The sequence below is a fragment of the Pseudomonas sp. NPDC089734 genome (genome assembly GCF_044748865.1).
Classification (GTDB): domain Bacteria; phylum Pseudomonadota; class Gammaproteobacteria; order Pseudomonadales; family Pseudomonadaceae; genus Aquipseudomonas.
The window spans coordinates 17,032-37,902 of sequence record NZ_JBIVGV010000018.1 but is presented as its reverse complement, the minus strand read 5'-3'; the positions used below and the strand labels follow the sequence as shown (position 1 = coordinate 37,902).

Here is a 20,871-nt window from a genome sequence, read left to right as displayed (position 1 = left end):
GAGCAGGGGCGGCAGGCTGCACGGTTGGCCATGAAGTAACGGGTTTAACGTGGCGGCTGAGCTGATACCCGTGCATCAGGCTCAGCTTGGCCGGGCATCACCGACAAACAAACGCCAGTACCTGTTTCAGCATGTCATCGCACTTTTCAAGCTGTTCGACGCTGATGAATTCATCCGGCTTGTGCCCTTGCGCCATGCTGCCTGGTCCGCATATCACAGCAGGGATTCCAGACTGGTCGAACAATCCTCCTTCGGTGCCGAAGGCAACGGTGTTGAATGCCCGGGAGCCGCAGAACTGCGCAATCCATTCTGCTGCCTGGCTGTGCAGTGAGGTGTCGAGCGCCGGGTAGCTCGACAGCTCGGTAAAGCGGATATCGCTTTGCCCACTCACGGCCCGCATTGCTGGCAGCAGGTTGTGTCGGGCGTAGGTGTGCAGGGCAGTGACGATCTGGTGTGGGTCCAGTGTCGGAAGCGAGCGGACTTCAAAGTCGAAATGGCAATGTGCGGGCACGATGTTCAGCGCGGTGCCTCCGTTGATGACGCCTGTCTGTACCGTGGAGAACGGCGGGTCAAAACGCACATCCTGTGCATCGTCGGTTTTTAACGCTTCCCCAAGACGACCCAGTTCACAGATCAGCCGTGCAGCGTATTCGATCGCATTGACGCCGCTGGGCGCATGAGCCGAATGGCAAGCAGCGCCATGGATTTCGCAGCGTACGGCCACTTTGCCCTTGTGCCCCAGCACGGGTTTGAGTTCTGTGGGTTCGCCGATGACGCACAGCAGGGGTTTTACCGGGCGGGAACGAAGCGTCTCCAGCAATGAGCGTACGCCCAGGCAACCGACTTCTTCATCGTAGGAAAGGGCAATGTGCACGGGCATGCGCAGCGATGCCTTTGCTAATGCCGGGATCAGTGCCAGCACGCAGGCAATGTAGCCTTTCATGTCGGCAGTACCACGGCCGTAGAGTTTGCCGTCGTCTTCGCTCAGCGTGAACGGCGGGAAGGTCCAGGCCTGGCCATCCACCGGTACGACGTCGGTATGTCCGGACAAGACGATGCCCGGCACTTCGGCGGGGCCGAGGGTGGCGAACAGGTTGGCTTTGGTCTTCTGCTCGTTGTAGATCAGTTCGCAGGCGACCCCGAAGCTGTCGAGGTAGTCACGGACAAAGTCGATCAAGGCCAGATTGGACAGTCGACTGGTGGTGTCGAAAGCGACCAGCCGCGCTAACAGCTCGCGACTGGTGTTCATCGTTCATCCCCTGGTACGCCATAACCCGGTGCCCCGGTGGGGTTCAGGGCGCGGTCGAGGTAATCCTGCACCTGTGGCCGGTAGGCTTGCCATAGAGTGTCCAGCTCATGGATCGGGTCGTGTTCGGCCCAGTCCACACGCAGGTCAACGATGGGCCAGGAGGGTTCGCCCACTACTTTCAGTGCAGCCGAATGCACCGGTCCGGCTTCGCCGCCTGCCGTCAGTCCTGCACGCATGGCGTGTATCAGACGCTCAGCCAATGGCCCGGAGGCCTGCTCGAAAGCCTGAATCATGGCGTCGATGACGGCAGGGCTCGCGAGCATATTACCGGCGGCGACGCACTGATTGCCGCTGCGTGCGTTATTGATCCCCAGTGTTTCGCTGCCGCTGAAATGCGCGCAGCGCCCCAGATGATCGATGACTGTCACTTGTCGATAGTCGCTGAAGACATTGCCCGCCAACGCTTGCTCCAACGCCTGGTCTGGCAGCATGCCTTGTTCTATGAGGTCCAGCGTTTGTGGCCCCAGTGCGGGCAGGGTGATGTTCTGCGAAGACACCGCGCCAACGCCGGCGCGCAGCCAGGGGCAACGTGCGCCTACGGCAATGCTCGATGAGCTGATGGCGATACCCAGCTGTCCGGTTTCCGGGCAGTGTGCAGCAATGGAAAAGGTCATGGCGGCAGTCCTTATTCGGGGATAACGGCGATCACATCGATTTCCATCAGCCATTGCGGCTGGCCCAATGCAGACACGACCAGGCCTGTGGAAATGGGGAAGACACCTTTCAGCCATTTACCTACTTCGTGATAGACCGGCTCGCGGTAGCGCGGGTCGATGATGTAGGTGGTGGTCTTGACGATGTGTGACAGGTCGCTGCCTGCTTCTTCGAGCAGTTGTTTGACGTTCCTCATCGCCTGATTCGCCTGTGCGGCGGGGTCGCCAAGGCCGATCAGGTTGCCGTCGAAGTCGGTGCCGACCTGGCCCCGCACGTACACGGTGTTACCAGCGCGCACGGCCTGGCACAGATCGTTGTCCAGATTTTGATTGGGGTAGGTGTCCTTGGTGTTGAACATGCGAATACGGGTATGGGTCGGGGTAGCCATGTGGAACTCCTGTGAGTATCGGGAGCGATGCGCGCCCTCGTAGAGTGATCAACCGTTGACGTTGCGTAACCGGGCAACAGGGGAAGGGGCGGCACGTTTGCCTTGGTCGTAGGACCGATACTTGTGCTGGGTGGCGATCTGCTCGGCCACATGTCTGGCGTCGTGCCACACACCCCAGATGAATGCGGAGCCGCGACGCGACAGCCATGGCAGGCCGACGAAGTACAGACCTTGTTCGCTTGACACGCCGCGCTGGTGGCGAGGCTTGCCCTTGCTGTCAAAGGCATCGACCTGCAACCAGCTGTAATCCAGGGAATAGCCCGTGGCCCAGATGATCGAGGTGACACTGGCTGCGGCCAGATCCAGTTCTTGCAACGGGTGGGTGATGCAGTCGGCATCGGCCACTCGCTCGCGTGCCGAGGGTTCCAGAGGGAGGTCCAGACCATTACGCTGCGCATAGGCATCGGCGGCATCGAGCAGGGATAGATAGTTCTCGTCGCCTCGGTTGAGGTTGTCCACCAGGTCTTTCTGGAAGCGCACCTTGCCATCGGCAAAGCGCTCGGTCAGCCCCACCAGGGTCATGCCTGCCTGGGCCAGACGACGGAAGTCCACCGTATAGCCTCCACGCGCACCGCTGACCGCAATGGTCACGTGTTCCTTTCCAGGCTGCACGGTTTCACTGTCCCACAGCCCCAGCACGCCCAGCCACCAGCAGAAATCCCGGCCACGGTAAGCACGTGGCGGACGGTCGTGAGGGCCGACCGATAGGTAGACCTGGCGGCCGGCGAGCAGTAGCTCTTCGGCAATCTGTACGCCGGAAGAACCCGCGCCCACCACCAGCACGGCCCCGTCAGGCAATTGCTGAGGGTTGAAGTACTGGGCCGAGTGAATCTGGTGGAGGGTGCCATCCCTGGGAGCTATCGCCGGAATGACGGGCTTCTGGAACGGGCCGGTCGCCGATACCAGGTGATTGACCACGTAAGTGCCTGCACTGGTCTCGACGGTGAATCCAGCACGTTCCAGATTACGGGTCACGCGCTTGACCTCAACGCCGGTCTTGATGGGGGCCTCAAATTTGCGTGCATATTGTTCGAGGTAATCGGCGACCTGTTCCTTGCCGGCGAACCCGTCCGGGTCGATGTCGAACTCAAGGCCCGGAAACCGGTCATGCCAGGCTGGGCCGTTGGCGACCAGAGAATCCCAGCGGCCACTGCGCCAGGCTTCGGCAACGCGGTGTTTTTCCAGTATCAGATGCTCAATGCCAAGGCGGCTCAGGTGCTCGCTCATGGCAATACCGGCTTGACCCGCTCCCACGATGAGCGTGTCTATTTCTGTGATTTTCTCTGTCATTTCGGCATCCTTCAACAGGCCGTTATCGACGTGTTGGCAGTAAAAAAGTAACGAAACGTCGGCGCGCAGGCGCAGAGCGTCCTACGGCATCCGCAGACGTGTAGCTCAGTCAGTAGCGGGTGTTGTCAGTCGACCAGCGAAGGGTCCTGCTGAATCATCAGCAGTTTCATTTCTTCAAAATGCTGGCGAGAGAAGTCGCTGATCTTTTCCCAGTCGCGGGCAGTCTTTTCCGCGACAGCGTCTGGAAGAATCTTCAGCGGCTGGCCTGTGGACCATGCGGTTACCAGAATCTGGCAGGCCCGCTCCAGGGTCCATATGTCGTCGAACGCTTCACCGATGGTCGGAGCGATGACGATCACGCCATGGTTGCCCATCAGCAAACGACTCTTGTCTTCGAGCAGCCCGGTCAGGCGGGCTCCTTCGGCGGTGGTGTCGGCCATGCCACCGTACAGTTCGTCCACCGCTACCCGGTTGAAATAGCGTGCGGTGTTCTGGTCGATCGCCGGGATATGCGGCTTGGCCAGACAGGCTACGGCGGTGGTGTAGACCGGGTGCAGGTGCAGCACCACACGGGCATCGGGCAGGCGTTGATGGATCTGCCCATGAATGGACCAGGCGGTGGCATCCACATCGGGCCGGTTGGCGGTGTCGGCATCATCGGCGTCAAGCAGCAGGAGGTCGCTGGCGCGCAGGCGTGAGAAGTGCTTCCACTTCGGATTCAGCAGGAACTGTTTGCCGTCGGCTGACAGGGCTGCACTGAAATGGTTGGCGACAGCTTCGTGCATGCCCAGGTGGGCGATGATGCGGAAGGTCGCGGCCAGGTCTATGCGCGTCTGTTCTTCAAGGGTGAGGGCCATGGTTATTGCACTCCGGTAGCGCGTGCCCGCCAGGACAGCAGGGCACGTTCATGGGCTGTCAGGGTTTGGGCATCAGTGCCGCGATATCGTCGGCTGTCGGTGCCTGAAACTTGTACTTTTCCAGCAGTGCTGCGTACTCCGGGGTTTTGCTGAATTTCTCAAGGCCATCGATAAGAGCGTTCTTGACCGTGTCGTTGCCTTTTTTCACACCAAAGCCATTGAGCACGGGGTAGATCAGGGTTTCGGAAGAGATCACTACACGACTGCCCAGTTTCTCGACCACGCCGCGAGCCACGGCTGCGTCGGTGATCTGTGCTTCAACTGCGTGCGCCAGCATGGCCTGGGTCGCTTGCGGGTCGGTGCCATACTCACTGATCGCGATAGGTTTCAGGCCGTTCTTCACGCAGTACTCGGTGGAGAGTTTCTGCAGTTGTTGCAGCCATGAAGTGGCGGCCATGGAACCGATTTTGTGTCCGCAGAAGTCTTCCGGGGTCTTGGGTTGATAGGCGCTGCCCTTGACCGACAGGATGGACTCGCCGCTCTTGAGGTAGGGGATCATGTCGATGACCTTGAGCCGGTCGGCGGTGATGTACATCGACGAGTTGGTGATATCGAACCGGCCGCCTTGCAGCCCGCCGATCAGGTTGGGAAAACGGGTATCGATGTTCTCTGCCGTCATCCCCATCACTTTTGCCAGCCCATCGAGAAACTCGATGTCGAAGCCTGCCGGGCGGTTCTTGTCCATGTATTCATACGGGAAGAACGTCATGTCGGAGCCCGCGATGATCTTGCCTGGCTGCTGGAAAGCCGAGGCCATCGATGACGTCATGGCAACCGCAGCGCCTAATACAGTCAGTGCAACGGGACGAACAATCAGACTTAACAGATTCATGGGTATTCCTCGAAGAGTCGGTAGTGTTCAGGCAGTAGCAATGTCGTTTCCGGCCTGTTGCACGAAAAACGAAGCGCCTTTGGGTTTCTGTGGCAGGCGGATCTGGTGCGGGGTGCTGCGTACCAGGCCGCTTTCCTGGCCGGCGACCATCAAGCCGGTGTGTTCGCTGGGCAACGGGTTTTCACCGAAGGGCAGGGCGTCCTCGGCGGCGTACACGCTGATGAACAAGGTGCGTGGGAATTCTGTTTCGTTGGGGCTTGAGGCATGCAACAAGCGGGTATGCATGAAGCACACTGAGCCCGAGGGGCCATGGCAGGCGACTGGTTGCTGGCAATGTTCCCGAATGACTTCGTCTTCCACGGCCCCTGTAAAGCGACCGTTCTGCCAATGGGACCAGAGCGCTCCCTTGTGGCTGCCCGGCACGACATTGAGAGGGCCGTTTTCCGGTGTCACGTCACTGATCATCAACAGGGCCGTTACCAGATCGTCATTGCTGTGCGGCGTAAACAGGAAGTCCTGGTGCCACTTCACCTGAGTGGCGGTGTGAGGCAGTTTTGAGTTGATCTTGCTGTGATGAAAGCGGGTGCCGTTGCCACCGATCAGTTGCGCGGCAATGGTCGCCATACGTGATTGAAAGGCCGTCCGGTGGTAGGCAGGCGAGATTTCCGTGGGGGAGGTCACGCGACGCAACGAAGGGTGATCGGGGCGATGGTCGCTTTCCAGATCGAAGCGTGGTCGACCGTCCTGAGTCTGTCCCCAGGCCTGGTTCTGGCTGCGGCTGTTTTCTACCCATTGGTCGAAGTCCTGTTGCAGCGCTGCCACTTCGTCGGTATCCAGCACGCTCTCCACCACGAGAAAGCCCTGTTCATGAAACTGGTCTATCTGCCATTGCTCGATCATGTTCTTCTCTCATCAAACAAACGTTAAGGTTTAAGCCAGCGAGACATCTTTCAGAAACGCTTCAACACGCGGGTGCTGGCCGTTGCGCAGCGCCTGTGGGTTGTCATCGCACACCACGCGCCCCTTCTCCATGAAGACGATGCGGTCGGAGACCTTGAAGGCGAAGTTCATTTCATGGGTCACGATGACCATGGTGATGCCTTCCTGCGCCAGGGTTTCGATGACCTGCAGTACCTCGTTGACCTTCTCCGGGTCCAGTGCGGAGGTGGGTTCGTCGAACAGCATGATTTGCGGGCGCATCATCAATGCGCGAGCAATGGCCACACGTTGCTGTTGACCACCGGAGAGCTGATGCGGGTACTTCCACGCGTGTTCCAGCATGCCGACCTTGTGCAGCAACGCGTACGCCTGCTGTTTGAGTGCCGGCTCGGATGCCAGGCGGTGGTAACGCGGAGCCAGTAGCAAGTTGTTGAGCACCGTCAGGTGCGGAAACAGGTTGAAGCTCTGGAACACCATGCCGATCTTCAAGCGATGCTCGACGTTCTCCACATAGCGCGGTTTTTGTGCGCCTTGGCGGGTCAGGTGAATGAATGGCTGGCCATTGATCTTGATGTCGCCGTTATCGATCTGCTCAAGGCCGTTGAGCAGGCGGATCAATGTGGTCTTGCCTGAGCCCGACGGCCCGATCACCGATACCACTTCGCCGGGGTGGATCTGCAGGTTGACGGCTCCCAGCACTTCGATGTCGTTGTAAGCCTTGTGTAAGCGGGTCGCCTGAAGTGCAGGGCCTTCAATGCTGGAGGCCGGACGGTCGGCGGCAACGCGCTGTTGGGTGGCCAGTTTGAGCATCTCAGCATCCGGTTCGCGTATCACCTTGCGCTGTGTCACATCCAGATAGCGTTCAAGTCGCTTGAGCAGGAAGTCGAATACGGTGACGATCAAGACGTAGTAGAAGGCCACTGCTGCCATGGTTTCCATCACCAGGAAGTTCTGTGAGTACAGGCGCTGGCCTACCATCAGGATCTCGGTCAGTGAGATCACCGAAACAAGTGAGCTGAGCTTGACGATGGAGATGTATTCGTTGGTCAGTGATGGCAATGCAACACGAAGTGCTTGTGGGATCACGATCCGCCATTGTGTGCCGACAAAGCTCAGGCCCAGTGCTCTGGCTGCTTCGCTCTGGCCCTTGGCAATGGACAAGAGGCCGCCGCGATGGATTTCCGCGACGTAAGCGGTCTCGCATATCACCAGAGCGATCAGGCCTGCCCAGAACGGGTTGGCCAGCACTGCCGAAGTGGCTGGCACCGCTTGTGGCAAGTTATAGATGAATATCAGCAATACCAGTAAAGGCAAACTACGGAATAACCAGATATAGCCCCGGGCAGGCAAGTTTATCAAGGGGTGGGAAGATTGTTTGGCCAGTGCCAGAACAAAGCCAAGCACAATACTGGCTACCCACGTTAATACACTGAGCTGAATGACGGTCCAGGTCGCCCTCCAGAACTCGGTGTCGCTGAGTAGACTAAACATGTATTTCCAGTCAAACGTCATCGTCAGTTCGCTCGGCAAATGAATAGTGAGGGGGGACGTCCTGTCTAAGTTAAATAGTGAACGTTCTTTTTTCTCCCTTCTGTGCCCATCATGATCGATGCCAAGCCTGCTAACCAAATAGTAAGTTTTGGTCCATAGCATAGGAAAATCCTAAGCTGTCAGATCCGAACGGCTTTTAACGCCGGATCCGAATGTCAGTCTTGTTGTCTGCGAAGTGCGCACTTTTAGGGCGGTCAATCAAACAGAAGATCATGATTGCGCGCATTCAGTGCGCTGCCTGTGGCCCGGAGCGACGGGGTTTGATCGGTCTTCAGGCATCAGATTCATTGCAGACACGCGCGTCTGCCCAGGAATGAAGAATAAAACGGGCCGCTGGCACGGTCCTCGCTAGGGTATAGGTAAAAGCTATTCAGGCAATGCTGTACATGGCGGGATAATCAGTGGCTCACTTCACATTGAAACAGCTTAAATATTTCGTCACCGCGGTTGAAAGGGACAGTATTGCCGAAGCGTCGCGACAGTTGCATATTTCGCAACCCTCTATTTCTGTCGCGATCAAGAACCTTGAAGAAGCCTTTGATCAACCTTTGTTTGTACGCCATCACGCGCAAGGTGTTTCCCTCACTTCAGGCGGTGGGAAAGTGTATGAAAAGGCGAAAGAGCTCTTGCGACTTTCCGAGGAGCTTGAGCAAAACTCCCGCGCGGATAACAAACATGTTTTCGGCACTATTGCCATCGGTTGTTTTGAATCGGCGGCGCCGCTTTATATGCCTCGGCTGGTCGCCGGTTTCAAACGGTTGTACCCCGATGTCACCATTCAGCTGTGTGACGGTGAGCAACACGAGTTGATGCATGGGCTGCATCGTGGACGTTTCGACCTGGCGTTTCTGTACGACCTGGAGCTGGGGGCCACGATCAATAAAGAAGAGTTGAATGCACCGCACAAGCCTTATGCGTTGTTGCCTGCCGCTCATCCACTCGCACAGAAAAAGACCGTGACCCTGGGTGAGCTGAGTCGGGAGCCGATGATCTTGCTGGATGCCGTGCCCAGCAGAACCTACTTCATCGACATCTTCACGGAAAAAGGCTATTCACCAGTAGTGGCATACAGCTCGCCCTCCATTGAGATGGTGCGCTGCATGGTCGGCCAGGGGTTGGGTTTTTCGGTATTGGTCACTCGGCCTTGTACTAACATGACCTACGACGGCGAGTTATTGGCCCAGCTGGATATTGAAGATGACATGCCCGCGTCGACATTGGTCATGGCCTATCTGCGTAACAACCAGCCAACGCGTGCAACCCGATTGTTTATGGATTACTGCCGCACAATCGAGTTGGCACCGCCTGCAACTGTGAAGCCGAGTTTGATTGACTGCGGTATGCGGGCGAGCTCGGGTAACTCAGTTTAACTGCCCTTCAAGAAAGACCTTGCGTCGCTCCTTCCTTCCCACCACCTCATGCTTGCACACCCCATAAAGCCCATCAAAGCGCTCCCGGTCCACTTTCTCGGCATCAATCACTTCGTAAATCAGCCTGTCGTAATCCGCTTCTGTAATGAACTTGTACAGCCCACGGCGATACAGAAAACCCATCTGGAAGGCGAGGGTTTCGGCGGGGAAGTGGGTTGTGCCGACAAAGCAGTTCTCCATGTCGATCACTTTCATCGGTTCATCGGCTTGCTCATTGAGCATGATGTTCAGTGCCGAGAAGTCCAGGTGGTAGATGCCTTTTGCATTGCTGTGCAGCAGCAGTTCAAGCGCCTGTTCCACGAACCACTGGACGCGATCGGGGTTTTGTTCAAGCCAGTCCTGGCCGTCGATGTAGCCGTCCAGCAGTTCGATCAGCAGCAGGGTTTCCTGCACCAGGCCCAGGCCGCGGCGGATGTAGCCGAAGCCGACCACGGCAGGCGAGGGGATGCCGCGCTGGCTGGCGGCGAGGGTGTTGTGCAGTTCTTCGACGGCCCAGTCGTAACGGCCGTCCGCGGTTTGGCGGCCCCGTGTCACGCGCCAGCGTGCCTTGAAGCTTTCAAGCAGTTGGGATTTGGCGAACATCCGCGTCTTGCCGGCCAGCAGTGGGCCGCTGATGCGTTTGCGGGACTTGCTCTTGGGTTGTTTGAACCAGCGGTTGACCGAGTCGAGCAGGGCGGCGGAAGGCTTTTCACTGAAGTGAAAAGTGGCCTTGCCGACCTGATAGGTGTGCAGAAAACTGGCTAACGCTGACGATACCGAAGACACGGCCTAATCCATTCTCGATTCAGTGAAGTGGCCTATTGTGTCATTGCGTAACATCTTTGTGACAGGATTTTCTGAAAAATCCTACATAGTAAAAAATGAACCTTAATTCATTCTTAATGACAGCCCTTTGAATTCAAGGGCTGTGGAGGAGTGACAGGCTTAGTTGAAAATTATTCTCAGGTTGGCAGTCCTCGTAAACGAGGCGTGTCTGTTTCAAGATGTTTAAAGATGAGGCGGCAAGATGCGCACCTCATCCAGCCAGCGTTCATGTATTTGCACCGTTGTTGGGCTTTAGTTGATATCAGTTCGTATTTGCAGGGTTCAGGCTATTGCTGATTCGCCCCGACAACCACTCGCTCACATCAAACGAAGGACAAGCCTTGGTGAATTCGTTGGGTGTAATCTTGCCGTCGCCGTTGCGGTCCGGTGACAAGTCCCGGTGGCCGAGGATGCGGGCAGTCGGGTAGCGGCTCTTGAGTTGTTCCAGCAGTGTTTCGAGAGTCGCGAACTGGGCGGTGGTGAAGTTGTTTTCCGGTTTGTTGCTGGCGTCTACGCCGCCAGCCAGGCAGACGCCGACTGAGCGGCTGTTGTGGCCTTTGGCATGGGCGCCGATGGCGGTTTCCGGGCGTCCGGTTTCCAGTTCGCCATTACGGCGGATGACGTAGTGGTAGCCCACGGTGTCGAAGCCGCGCTGGAGGTGCCATTGGGTGATTTCGCGTACGCCGATATCGGCCGTGGCGCGGGTGGCGGAGCAGTGGACGACGATGAGGTCGGTGCCGTCTCGGTCCTTGAGCGTGGGGGTGGTTGTCGGGTTCATGACTGCGTTCCTTGCAAGGTGATTGGAACCCTGTAAGGAATACAAGAGCGGCTTGTGCCTCAAGTCAGCCGCTGCGGGCAGCGGCTGACAGGTTTTTCACTGGTTTACGTGGGAAAGTGCAGCGCGTTGGTCAGGTCGCCCATGGGCGTCTGGCCACGGGCGCGCATGGCGTCGTCACGTCGTTTGAGGCCATCGAGTGTTTCCAGCCCGTGAATGCGGGTGATCAGGCGCAGGATCGAGGCGGTGTCGTAGACGGTATGGTCCACCGTGCCCTTGCGGGCGAAGGGCGAGACGACCAGCGCCGGGATGCGTGTGCCGGGGCCGAAGCGGTCGCCCTTGGGCGGGGCGACGTGGTCCCACCAGCCGCCGTTTTCGTCCACGGTGATGACGATCACCATGTTTTCCCATTGCGGGCTGTTGCGCAGCACTTTGATGACCCGGTCGATGTGCCGGTCGCCCGAAGCGACGTCAGCGTAACCGGCGTGCATGTTCAGGTTGCCTTGCGGCTTGTAGAAGGTGACGGCGGGCAGCTTGCCGGCTTCGGCGTCGGCCAGGAGGCGGTTGGTGCTGGATTCGTCGCCCAGGCCGCCATCGCGCAGGCGTTTCTTGCGCTCGACCGGGTTTTCCGGGCCTTGCTGCTTGAAGTAGTTGAACGGCTGATGGTGGTACTGGAAGTTGGGGATTTTCGGGATGCCGGTGGAGTCCTTGAATTCATCGAGAGTGACTTGCCAGGCACCGGCATACCAGGCCCATTCGATGCCTTTTTTCGACAGCTTGTCGCCAATGTGTTCGTGGCTCTGGGGCACCAGCACGTTGGCCAGGTCTGGTTTGGAGTAGTCCGGGTTCTGCGGATCGCGCAGCCAGGTGGGCCAGTACGGCGGGGCCAGGGTGTTGACGGCGTAGCCGTCTGGCGTGATCGCGCTGGGGCCGAACTGGGGCGGTCCTTCCATGGCGCTGGCCGGGGATTTGTCCAGCGGCTTCAAGCGCGGGTCTTGTGGGTCATCGCTTTGCAGGGTTGCGATCTGCGCCTTGGCGGCCGAGTGAGCGGCATCGGGGTAGAACGGCGCTGTCGCGGAAATCAGGTATTGGTGGTTAAGGAAGGAGCCGCCAAAAGCCCCCTGAAAGAAGTTGTCGCACAGCACGAATTCCCTGGCCACGTCCCACAGACGTAGCGAGTATCGGGTTTGCGGGTACGTGCCCATGGTCAGCCCGCCTGCATCGGCCCAGGCCACAAAGCGGTCATTCTTGCCGCCGTTGATCTGCATCTGGTTCTGGTAGAACACGTGCCACAGGTCACGGGTCACCAGGCTCAGGGGCAGGTCTTCGCCTTGGGGGCCTTTGAGCGGGAAGGGCGCATTGGGCAGGTTTTCCTGGTATTGCACGCCCGCCGGGTAGGTGACGCCATCGACGGTCTGCGGCCCGACCTGCAACACGCCACCCCAGGCCGGGGGCAGGGTTTTCAGCAGCGAGCCGTCGCGGTCGCGTTGCTCATAATCGGCAGGCTTGAGGGCCGACAGTGGTTTTTCGACGCCGGGGAAATCACCGAACAGGTTATTGAAGCTGCGGTTCTCGGCATAAATGACGACGACAGTCTTGATGTGCTTTTGCAGGGCCTTGTCCAGCGCGGCACCGGTCAGGTGGTGCTCGGCAGGGGAGGACGAGGTTTTTTCATGGGCCGTGGCGTAGCCGCCGAGGGTGACGCCAGCGCTCAATGCTGCCATGCCACCCAGAAAGCGGCGGCGGCTGGGGTTGGTGTGTGAGTCGTCGGGTTTGTCGCTCATGCGGATGACCTGCTCGCTGTAATTGTTACTAAAGATTTCTGGCGAGCCTATCGAGGCTGTATGACGGTATTGCGACAGAAGGGGCGAGGGAAGAAAGCTTCATTTATCGGGCGAGTTGCGCGGTGTAGCGCTCGACGATTTCCCGGATTTCCCCGGAGTCTTTCATGCGGACCAGCGTACGCAGGATTTCCTGTACGGGAATGGCCGGATCGTTGCGTACGATGCAGCCAGCCGGTTGTACGCTGATCTGTGAAATGACCTTCAATTGCTTGTTGTCGGGCAGGTCGCGGTTGATCCAGTCCAGAATCAGTTGGCTGCTGATTGCGTAGTCATAGCGCCCTGCAAGCAATTTGCGCAGGGCATGTTCCTGGCTGCGTGCGTCTTCGCGCACCCACTGCCGACTCTCGAACATATGCTGCACCGGGGTGTAGTTGTAGCCCAGCACGGTGCCGATGATTTCGTGATCGAAGCGGGGTGGCAGGGTATTGGCTGCCGCTTCGGCGGAGGCCACCAGCAGGTCGCGCTGGTAGAGGATCGGCAGGCTCCAGGAGTAGTTGTCTGACAGGGTCGGGACCCAGGCCTGTGCGGTGTAGCAGCGGATATCCACTTCGCCGCGCTCCAGGGCCGGCTGGACGCGCAGGCGCGGCATCACGTGAAATTCAGCTTCGCGGCCCACATGACGCGCCAGGCTTTGCATGATGTCGAACAGGATGCCTGAGGTGGGCTGGTGGTTTTCGATCCGGATCAAGGGCATCGACCAGCTTTCGGCCACCGAAAAACGCAGCGGGGGCTCGTCGGCACCACTGAAGGGGCAGTACAGCAACAGAAGAGCGCTGATTACGATTGAGCGTCGATGCATGGGGCCCTCAACCACGAGCCGCCATTCAACGACTCTTAAAAGACCTGATTACAGAGTGCCCTTGCTTTCATTCGTTCAGCCCGGTGCTGGTGTACCGATACCTGGGATGCATGGTCATTTCGACGGGCCTTGTATGAAATGTAGCTGCGCTTTGGTGAGGCGTGTTGAAAACAGGCGTGTGGGGCAGCAAGGTTCATTTACCTTATACCGTGCATGGTTTGTTTTATGGCCCATCAGCCAGTGCCTTGATGCGGAGGGTCCTCTTCAGCATCGGTAATGCAACCAGCACAAACAACCCGGCAGCGGCAGAGAGTGCCATCGGCAGGCCGTGGGCATTGGTGGTCATGGCCGCACCGCTGACCAGTGGCCCAAGGAGGCTGCCAACCCCCCACAGAAGTCCGGCGCTGGCATTGGCCGTGACCAGATCAGGGCCTTTGAAGCCTTCGCCGATCAGAATGATTGCCAGGGTATAGACGCCCCCCGCGACAGCCCCCAGCACCACAAGGCTTGGCCATAACAATAAGGGGTAGTTCATCAGCCATGGCAGACAGGCCCCGATAGCCAGGGAAAGCACACCGCATCCCAGGTAGATCACAGGCCTGGAAACCTTGTCCGATAGCCAGCCCAGCGGAAACTGGAGCGTGGCATCGCCCAGCAGTATCACGGTCACCATCAGCGCTGCGAGTTTGATGGCGTAGCCGTGTTCGGCGGCATACACCGGAAACATCGACAGAATCACGCTATCGAAGAACGAGAAGAAGATGATGCCCATGCACAGTGCCGGTGCGACTTGAATGAAGCCCAGTACCGAAAACGTTTTGCTTTCACCGTGATCGTGATGGATGACCTGTCTGGGCAAGGCAACCCCCGTCATTCCCAATGCCAGAAGATGCCCGATAATCACGACACCTATCACGTGTGGGCCTGCAGTACCGAACAGGGCCACCATCCCCGGTCCCATCACTTGGAAGATCGTGAAACAGGTGGTGTAGATCGCCACTATCCTCCCTCTGTGGGAGTCCTCGGCGATTTCATTCACCCAGGACTCTCCCAGAATAATGATGATCCCGGCGGCCACTCCCATCACCAACCTGGCCAGGGCCAGGCTGTACAAGGTCGAGGCAAACACCTCGATGGCCGCGACACTCAGGATCGAAAGCGTGAAACACGCCATATAGATATGCCTTCGGCTCAACCGCTGACAGACCCAGTCCACCATGAAGGCCGACAGGATGATGCCAGCCGCCGGTAACGCAGACATCACACCGATATGAACACTCGACGCCTGAGCCTGGTAAAGGCGCAGCGCGACCACCGGGACGGTCGAACCGATCGTCAGCCCGATAATGGAAACGCCCAGTATCAGAGCGGCCAGCAATAATTTATTCATCCGTCACGCCTCAGGCTCCTGCCGCAACAAGATGCTCATGGATATCCCGTTGGGGTAAGGTCGGTTTGGCAATTCGCACGCCGTTCACATAGAGGCAGGACGCTGCGACCCCGTGCCCGCCGTAAGGGTTGTAGCCTTTTTCCACGATATGCAGGTCAGTGTTATTGAGCACGGTGCCCGCATCCTGTTTTCCGCACGCCACCAGGCTGTCGATATAGGGGCTGCTACCAAACAGCGACACGTACATGGAGTTGGGTGCATAGAGCGGATGTTCAAAATAGTTCGCGAGTTCTGCGTCCTGGTCATAAGGCTGAATAAAGAACACCGGTGCAAAGAACTCTTTGTAGTTGCCGCCCAGGGACAAGGGGCGCTCAAACACGGTCGGGCGTATCAGCCCGCTGATGGGGTTGATTTCCCCTCCATAGGTGCAGTGCTCTCGGTAGTCCTTGAACATCTTGACCACTTTCAACGTGTGATCAGGGTCACTATTGGGCCCCACGATATTGTCTTTGCAGGCGTAGTCGCCGACATGGCTTTCGCACTTCGACAGTTCTTCGCGCAAGCGATGCATGAATTCAGCATGAACGTCCCGATGCACCAGAATGCTGTTGGGGCCTGCACAATCCTGCCCCTGGTTGTACAGCACCACCCGTAGAGCACTTTCAATGGCGGAGTCTATCGACGCATCGGCAGACACCACCAACGGGTTGTGCCCCGCGCCGTTGAGTATGAACAAGGTGCGTTTGAGATAGGACTTGCGGACTTTGGCCGCGTTTTCCGGTGTGCCGGTAAAGATCACCGCGTCGGAGATGGCCGCCGTCTGGCTGACAAACGTCTCTTTATCGGCAAAAGAGATATTCAGGTTCGGGAAGAAATGCTCCAACTGCAAGGCTTCCAGCAGTTTTCTGTAGTGTGAATGCATGGCAGTCGGTGGCCGAAGCCAGGCAGAGTCGGCCATCAATGAAGGAATGATGCCAAAGCAGGTCGTTGCATAGATGGGCTGGTTGAGTGGCAGGTAACTCGTGACGCAGTGAACCTTGCGCTCGAAGAATGGGCTGTTGAGTTCCAGGTTATCCAGAAGCTCGACACAGCGCTCAATTTCATCGGCTGCCACGTTGTAGCATTCAAACCCTGACAGGCTTTCTGCAATCGTTTCTGTGTGCTCTCGAAGATGCTGTGCAAACGCCGCAGCACGCGTTTTGACTGTCTGGAAATCGATGGCCTCCAGCACGCGTTCGCGGCCTTGTGCAGGCGCGACGGGCATCGGGTGTGGCGTGTCGGAAGACTCGGTTATCGTCTGGTTGACCTGTGTGCTCATGGTTTTACTCTCCCTGTAATGAACCGCCTGTTTGATCCGTGATTCAAGTTCCGTGCAAAAAGCCTGTATGCCCAGGCGATTGATGTATTCCTCCAGTCGCGGCCCGTTCTCCTCGCCGAACAGGCAGGCGTAAAGCATCCGATAGGCACTCTTGTGATCGGGAGCGCCCACCTGATCCAGAAGCTGTGTGATATGTGCTCTCTTTATCGGTCTGTGGTGCGGCGTCAGCTGTTTGAGCTGTTCGGCGATTCGGTACAGTATTGATTCCGCACATTCGTTGACCAATCGTGGCTGGAAGCGCGGTGCAATCCGTTCCTGGTAGTAGGTGAACGCTTTCTGCACAACCTGGGTGAAGGATTCATCCGCCAGGATGTCCTGCCGGGTTTTGTCGTGTTTAAGCAGGTAATAGTAAGCCGCATCAAGATCGTCGGGGTGGCAGGCGGTGAGGATGTTCAGTATTCCTCGGTAGGTGGCCATGCGTTTGCGATGAGACGGTGGGCGGTGAAAGTAAGTGATGGGGGTGTCATCGTTCCCGGCAAGCATACGTGCATGGTCGGCCCGATAATCGTCATATGCCTTGATTGACACTTGAGGGTGGAAACGAGTGGTGCGATACGGGTTACTGAACATGAAGTGTTGCAGTGCTTCTTCAGGCATGTACTTGCTGACGTCTTCCAGCGAAAAACCATTGCCTTTGCTTTTTGATATTTTCTTGCCGACCTTGTCGGTAAACAGACCGTACTTCATCAGAATCGGTGCCTGTACCCCCAGGACCTTGCAGATATCACGTACGGTATTGGCGGAGTCAGTCAGGTCCTCGCCATGCATTTCAAAAGAAATATCGCGATGAATCAGGCGCATTGCCCAATCGGCTTTCCATTGCAATTTACAGTGCCCGTTCAATACGGACGTGGTGATGTCTTCGCCAATGGGTTCGTCGGCGTAGTATTCCCGGGAGGTGATGCTGTACTCCTCGCCCGGTCGATTGATCAGCAGATCGGGCGGGATTTGATAGGTGATTTCCCCGCGTTGGAGATCAATGTTCCGGACCACCAGATGTTCAATGATTCGCCCGGAAAAGCGCGACACGGGCATGAACATGCTGTAGCTCTTTCTACGGGTAACCCCCAGGCGTGAGGCCACCACCTGATTGATCTCCTCCATTCGGGAAAGAAACTGCCTGATCGTGGCGTTGTAGTAGCCGGATCGATACAGCGTGCTGTTTGCAAGCAGTTGATAGTCCAGTGCATAGGGGGCGAGTGCACTGTCAAGCCGGGCGTTGATGCCTGCCGACAGACTTTCTGCTTTCTCGAAAGGATCGGGAATATCGCACAATGGTCGCCCTGTATGCCCTCGCAGGACTTCGGGGCGCGCAAAGGTGGTGGGTATCTTTCTTAAGGCATCCAGGTCGTCGGAAATAATAAAAAGCCGGGTTTCCCTGTCTGAAATCTTTTCAAAGGCGGTTCTCACGATACTGACGCGCAAGACTTCGCACAAAGTCCCGATATGAGGAAGACCGGAGGGGCCAAACCCTGCCCCAAACGCAACTGTTTCGTTTCCGTCGGCTGTTCTTTCCTGAATTTGCCGAGCAAGGTTTTTCCACCACATGCAATGAACTCCCTGTTTGATGCAATCAAGCGCCCACAAAAGGACGTTTCGCTTAAAACTGAAACGATCAGGTCATCGCTGACAGACAGGGCAATCCCCCTGAGCAGCTATCGGGAAGGCAATGAGGCCAAATGAAGAATCAGTGGCTGGCCAGAGGGGGGGAGAAGGTAAAGGCAAAGAGAATGCTGCGACGACGACTGTTCGCAACATGGCAATCCAGCGAGGCAATGCCCTTGGGGGCATGTGCCAGGTATAAAGACGGCTTCACTGTGGAAAGTGACATGGAAGGTATCAATAGTCAGATAATTGCAAATACGCTGGTCCGGTATTCGCAGTATTCATTTACAGGCAGGCAACCTTTACAACTTGTTGTCTGCCAACCCTTGTAAAAATGCAGCGTCCTGATCTGGTATTGATGTTTATCGTGATTGACCTCTTCTTGAGGACTCGCGATAAGTTTTTGAGCTTACGCCAGCCGTTTATTGAAATTCAATCCCTGTAGGACAAGAAAAACCATGCATGGCCGGAGATTTGGCCCTCTCGTTCCCGGTCATTGATCTATCGCATGTTTCAGGTATGAAAGAGGCGTTTGCCCTCGATTCATTGATGACCTCGAGGCCGATATAATTCATGAGGACGGCACCTGGGTCTTTTCAGGCCAGCGTGAGAAATGCCATGCCTGTCAGATTAACCGGGGACACCAGATGCAATTTTGCTCTTGCTCCGCTAGCATTAGCGGTCTTCCGCTTCCCAGTTGCGACGGTTTTCAATGAGTTATCAGGTTCTTGCACGTAAATGGCGTCCGCGCTCGTTCCGCGAAATGGTCGGCCAGACCCATGTGCTGAAGGCTCTGATCAATGCGCTGGACAGCCAGCGGCTGCACCATGCCTATCTGTTCACCGGCACCCGTGGCGTCGGCAAGACGACCATTGCGCGGATCATCGCCAAGTGCCTGAACTGTGAAACTGGCATTACCTCCACGCCGTGCGGCACCTGTTCGGTCTGTCAGGAGATCGACGAAGGTCGCTTCGTCGACCTGATCGAGATCGACGCCGCGAGCCGTACCAAGGTCGAGGACACCCGCGAGCTGCTGGATAACGTTCAGTACGCCCCCAGTCGTGGGCGCTTCAAGGTCTACCTGATCGACGAAGTGCACATGCTGTCCAGCCACTCGTTCAACGCGTTGCTTAAAACGCTGGAAGAGCCGCCGCCCTACGTCAAGTTCATCCTGGCCACCACCGACCCGCAGAAGCTGCCGGCCACGATCCTGTCGCGCTGCCTGCAGTTCTCGCTGAAGAACATGACCCCCGAGCGCGTGGTCGAGCACCTGAGCCATGTGCTGGGTGTCGAGAACGTGCCGTTCGAAGACGACGCACTGTGGCTGCTGGGCCGCGCCGCCGATGGTTCGATGCGTGATGCCATGAGCCTCACCGATCAGGCCATAGCCTTCGGTGAAGGCAAGGTCATGGCGGCGGATGTGCGCGCCATGCTGGGTACGCTGGACCACGGTCAGGTGTTCGATGTGCTGACGGCCTTGCTCGAAGGCGATGCACGCGGGCTGCTGGAGGCGGTGCGTCATCTGGCCGAGCAGGGGCCGGACTGGAATGGCGTGCTGTCAGAGATGCTCAATGTTCTGCATCGCGTGGCGATTGCCCAGGCGCTGCCCGAAGGTGTCGACAACGGTCACGGCGACCGTGATCGCGTATTGGCCCTGGCTCAGGCGCTGCCAGCCGAAGATGTGCAGTTTTACTATCAGATGGGCCTGATCGGGCGTCGCGACCTGCCATTGGCACCGGACCCGCGTGGCGGTTTCGAGATGGTGTTGTTGCGCATGCTGGCCTTCCGTCCCGCCGAGAGCGCCGATGCGCCGAGGCAGTCGCTAAAGCCAGTGGGGATCAACCCGGCCACGGTTGATTCCCGGGCTGCGGTGGCCGGCGCGACAACGGTTGCACCGGTCGCTCCTGTTGCGCCTGTCGCAGCCATGGCACCTGCTCCGGTTGTAGAACCTGTTGCCGTGGTGGAACCGGTCGTTGAAAAACCTGCGCCCGAGCCGGTACAGGCGGTTGCCGAGCCCGCGCCGGTCGAAGAAATCGACCTGCCCTGGAACGAGCCCAAGGCGCCTGCCGCCGAGCCGGTTCCCGAGCCTGTCGCGCAGCCCGCACCGGAGCCTGTGCTGGAAACGGTGGCAGAGCAGCCCGAGCTGACCCCGATGCCAGTGCCCGAGCCGGCCAGCCCGGTGCCGGACGCGCCGCAGGTCCAGCCTGAACCCGTTGCCGAAGCGCCTGCCATGCCGGGCATGCTGGAGGCAATTCCGGATTCGGCCTATATGTCCGCGCCGATGGATCGCGACGACGAGCCGCCGCTGGACGACGATTATGTGGAGCCGGATGTCGATATCGATCCGGCGTCCTACAACTACCTCGATGAATTGGCCCATGAGAGCGTCACCGAGGCCGAAGCGCCTGAACCCGAGCCTGAGCCTGCTGCGATGCCGGCCACCGGGCTGGCGCTGCAATGGCTGGAAATGTTCCCTCAATTGCCGATTTCGGGCATGACGGGCAGTATCGCCGCCAACTGCACATTGATTTCGGCCGAGGGCGATCACTGGCTGCTGCACCTGGATCCGGCGCACAGCGCCTTGTTCAACTCGACCCAGCAGCGCCGTCTCAATGAGGCGTTGAACCAGTTCCATGGTCGTACGATCAATTTGAGTATCGAACTGATCAAGCCCGAGCAGGAAACCCCTGCCCAGGCGGCGGCTCGCTTGCGTGCCGAACGCCAGCGTCAGGCCGAGGCTTCGATTCATGCCGATCCGTACGTCCAGCAAATGATGCAACAGTTTGGCGCAGTGGTTCGGGAGGATACGATCAAACCCGTGGACGCTTCCGTGGCGCAGACTCATTAACTGACGGCTCGACGCTTGTGGCGTCGCGCAAACGAACCATCCATTTTCGAGGAGATAT

17 protein-coding genes are annotated in these 20,871 nt (G+C 58.0%); 2 read left to right on the top strand and 15 right to left on the bottom strand.

What is annotated here, in order from left to right; all coding sequences use genetic code 11:
• Window positions 1-97 precede the first annotated feature (97 nt).
• The 8 genes from argE to ACIPY9_RS20205 all read right to left on the bottom strand — a co-directional run bounded on the left by argE (window position 98) and on the right by ACIPY9_RS20205 (window position 7,901).
• On the bottom strand, window positions 98-1,249 hold the full coding sequence (gene argE, locus ACIPY9_RS20240) for an acetylornithine deacetylase (RefSeq protein WP_400705472.1): 1,152 nt from the start codon (window positions 1,247-1,249) through the stop codon (window positions 98-100).
• Window positions 1,246-1,923: a DUF1028 domain-containing protein gene (locus tag ACIPY9_RS20235; protein WP_400705469.1), complete on the bottom strand. Its 678-nt coding sequence runs from the start codon at window positions 1,921-1,923 to the stop codon at window positions 1,246-1,248. Before ACIPY9_RS20235 ends, argE begins: the two co-directional genes overlap by 4 nt.
• An 11-nt stretch (window positions 1,924-1,934) precedes the next feature.
• The gene (locus ACIPY9_RS20230) at window positions 1,935-2,351 is read right to left on the bottom strand and encodes a RidA family protein (protein ID WP_400705466.1); all 417 of its coding nucleotides are present in this window, start codon (window positions 2,349-2,351) and stop codon (window positions 1,935-1,937) included.
• A 48-nt stretch (window positions 2,352-2,399) separates the two neighbouring features.
• Window positions 2,400-3,701 carry a flavin-containing monooxygenase gene (locus ACIPY9_RS20225; protein ID WP_400705463.1) on the bottom strand — a complete coding sequence of 434 codons (1,302 nt, stop codon included), beginning with the start codon at window positions 3,699-3,701 and terminating at the stop codon, window positions 2,400-2,402.
• A gap of 125 nt (window positions 3,702-3,826) precedes the next feature.
• Window positions 3,827-4,558 carry a class II aldolase and adducin N-terminal domain-containing protein gene (locus ACIPY9_RS20220; protein WP_400705460.1) on the bottom strand — a complete coding sequence of 244 codons (732 nt, stop codon included), beginning with the start codon at window positions 4,556-4,558 and terminating at the stop codon, window positions 3,827-3,829.
• A gap of 58 nt (window positions 4,559-4,616) precedes the next feature.
• Window positions 4,617-5,450, bottom strand: a complete 834-nt coding sequence (locus tag ACIPY9_RS20215) for a transporter substrate-binding domain-containing protein (RefSeq protein ID WP_400705457.1) — start codon at window positions 5,448-5,450, stop codon at window positions 4,617-4,619.
• Between the two features lie 27 nt (window positions 5,451-5,477).
• A complete protein-coding gene (locus ACIPY9_RS20210) occupies window positions 5,478-6,350 on the bottom strand; it encodes a phytanoyl-CoA dioxygenase family protein (protein WP_400705454.1) in 873 nt (290 codons plus the stop codon).
• Between the two features lie 30 nt (window positions 6,351-6,380).
• The gene (locus ACIPY9_RS20205; protein WP_400705451.1) at window positions 6,381-7,901 is read right to left on the bottom strand and encodes an amino acid ABC transporter permease/ATP-binding protein; all 1,521 of its coding nucleotides are present in this window, start codon (window positions 7,899-7,901) and stop codon (window positions 6,381-6,383) included.
• Window positions 7,902-8,341: 440 nt separating this feature from the next.
• Here ACIPY9_RS20205 and ACIPY9_RS20200 point away from each other — a divergent pair, with 440 nt between their 5' ends.
• On the top strand, window positions 8,342-9,310 hold the full coding sequence (locus ACIPY9_RS20200; RefSeq protein WP_400705448.1) for a LysR family transcriptional regulator: 969 nt from the start codon (window positions 8,342-8,344) through the stop codon (window positions 9,308-9,310).
• On the opposite strand, the gene ACIPY9_RS20195 is transcribed toward ACIPY9_RS20200, so the two are convergent.
• The 7 genes from ACIPY9_RS20195 to ACIPY9_RS20165 form a co-directional block, all read right to left on the bottom strand.
• Window positions 9,302-10,135, bottom strand: coding sequence for a lipopolysaccharide kinase InaA family protein (locus ACIPY9_RS20195; protein ID WP_400705445.1), 834 nt, complete (start codon window positions 10,133-10,135; stop codon window positions 9,302-9,304). The genes ACIPY9_RS20200 and ACIPY9_RS20195 overlap by 9 nt on opposite strands.
• 301 nt (window positions 10,136-10,436) lie before the next feature.
• The gene (locus ACIPY9_RS20190) at window positions 10,437-10,952 is read right to left on the bottom strand and encodes an N-acetylmuramoyl-L-alanine amidase (protein ID WP_400705442.1); all 516 of its coding nucleotides are present in this window, start codon (window positions 10,950-10,952) and stop codon (window positions 10,437-10,439) included.
• 104 nt (window positions 10,953-11,056) lie between these two features.
• A complete protein-coding gene (gene acpA, locus ACIPY9_RS20185) occupies window positions 11,057-12,733 on the bottom strand; it encodes an acid phosphatase (RefSeq protein ID WP_400705439.1) in 1,677 nt (558 codons plus the stop codon).
• Between the two features lie 103 nt (window positions 12,734-12,836).
• The gene (locus ACIPY9_RS20180; RefSeq protein WP_400705436.1) at window positions 12,837-13,592 is read right to left on the bottom strand and encodes a substrate-binding periplasmic protein; all 756 of its coding nucleotides are present in this window, start codon (window positions 13,590-13,592) and stop codon (window positions 12,837-12,839) included.
• A 223-nt stretch (window positions 13,593-13,815) separates the two neighbouring features.
• Entirely contained in the window at window positions 13,816-14,982 is a 1,167-nt protein-coding gene (locus tag ACIPY9_RS20175) for an MFS transporter (RefSeq protein ID WP_400705433.1), read from the bottom strand.
• A gap of 10 nt (window positions 14,983-14,992) precedes the next feature.
• Window positions 14,993-17,908, bottom strand: coding sequence for an aldehyde dehydrogenase family protein (locus tag ACIPY9_RS20170; protein WP_400705430.1), 2,916 nt, complete (start codon window positions 17,906-17,908; stop codon window positions 14,993-14,995).
• Window positions 17,909-18,047: 139 nt separating this feature from the next.
• A complete protein-coding gene (locus tag ACIPY9_RS20165; RefSeq protein WP_400705427.1) occupies window positions 18,048-18,191 on the bottom strand; it encodes a hypothetical protein in 144 nt (47 codons plus the stop codon).
• 486 nt (window positions 18,192-18,677) lie between these two features.
• Here ACIPY9_RS20165 and dnaX point away from each other — a divergent pair, with 486 nt between their 5' ends.
• Window positions 18,678-20,813, top strand: a complete 2,136-nt coding sequence (dnaX, locus tag ACIPY9_RS20160; protein WP_400705424.1) for a DNA polymerase III subunit gamma/tau — start codon at window positions 18,678-18,680, stop codon at window positions 20,811-20,813.
• Window positions 20,814-20,871 lie beyond the last annotated feature (58 nt).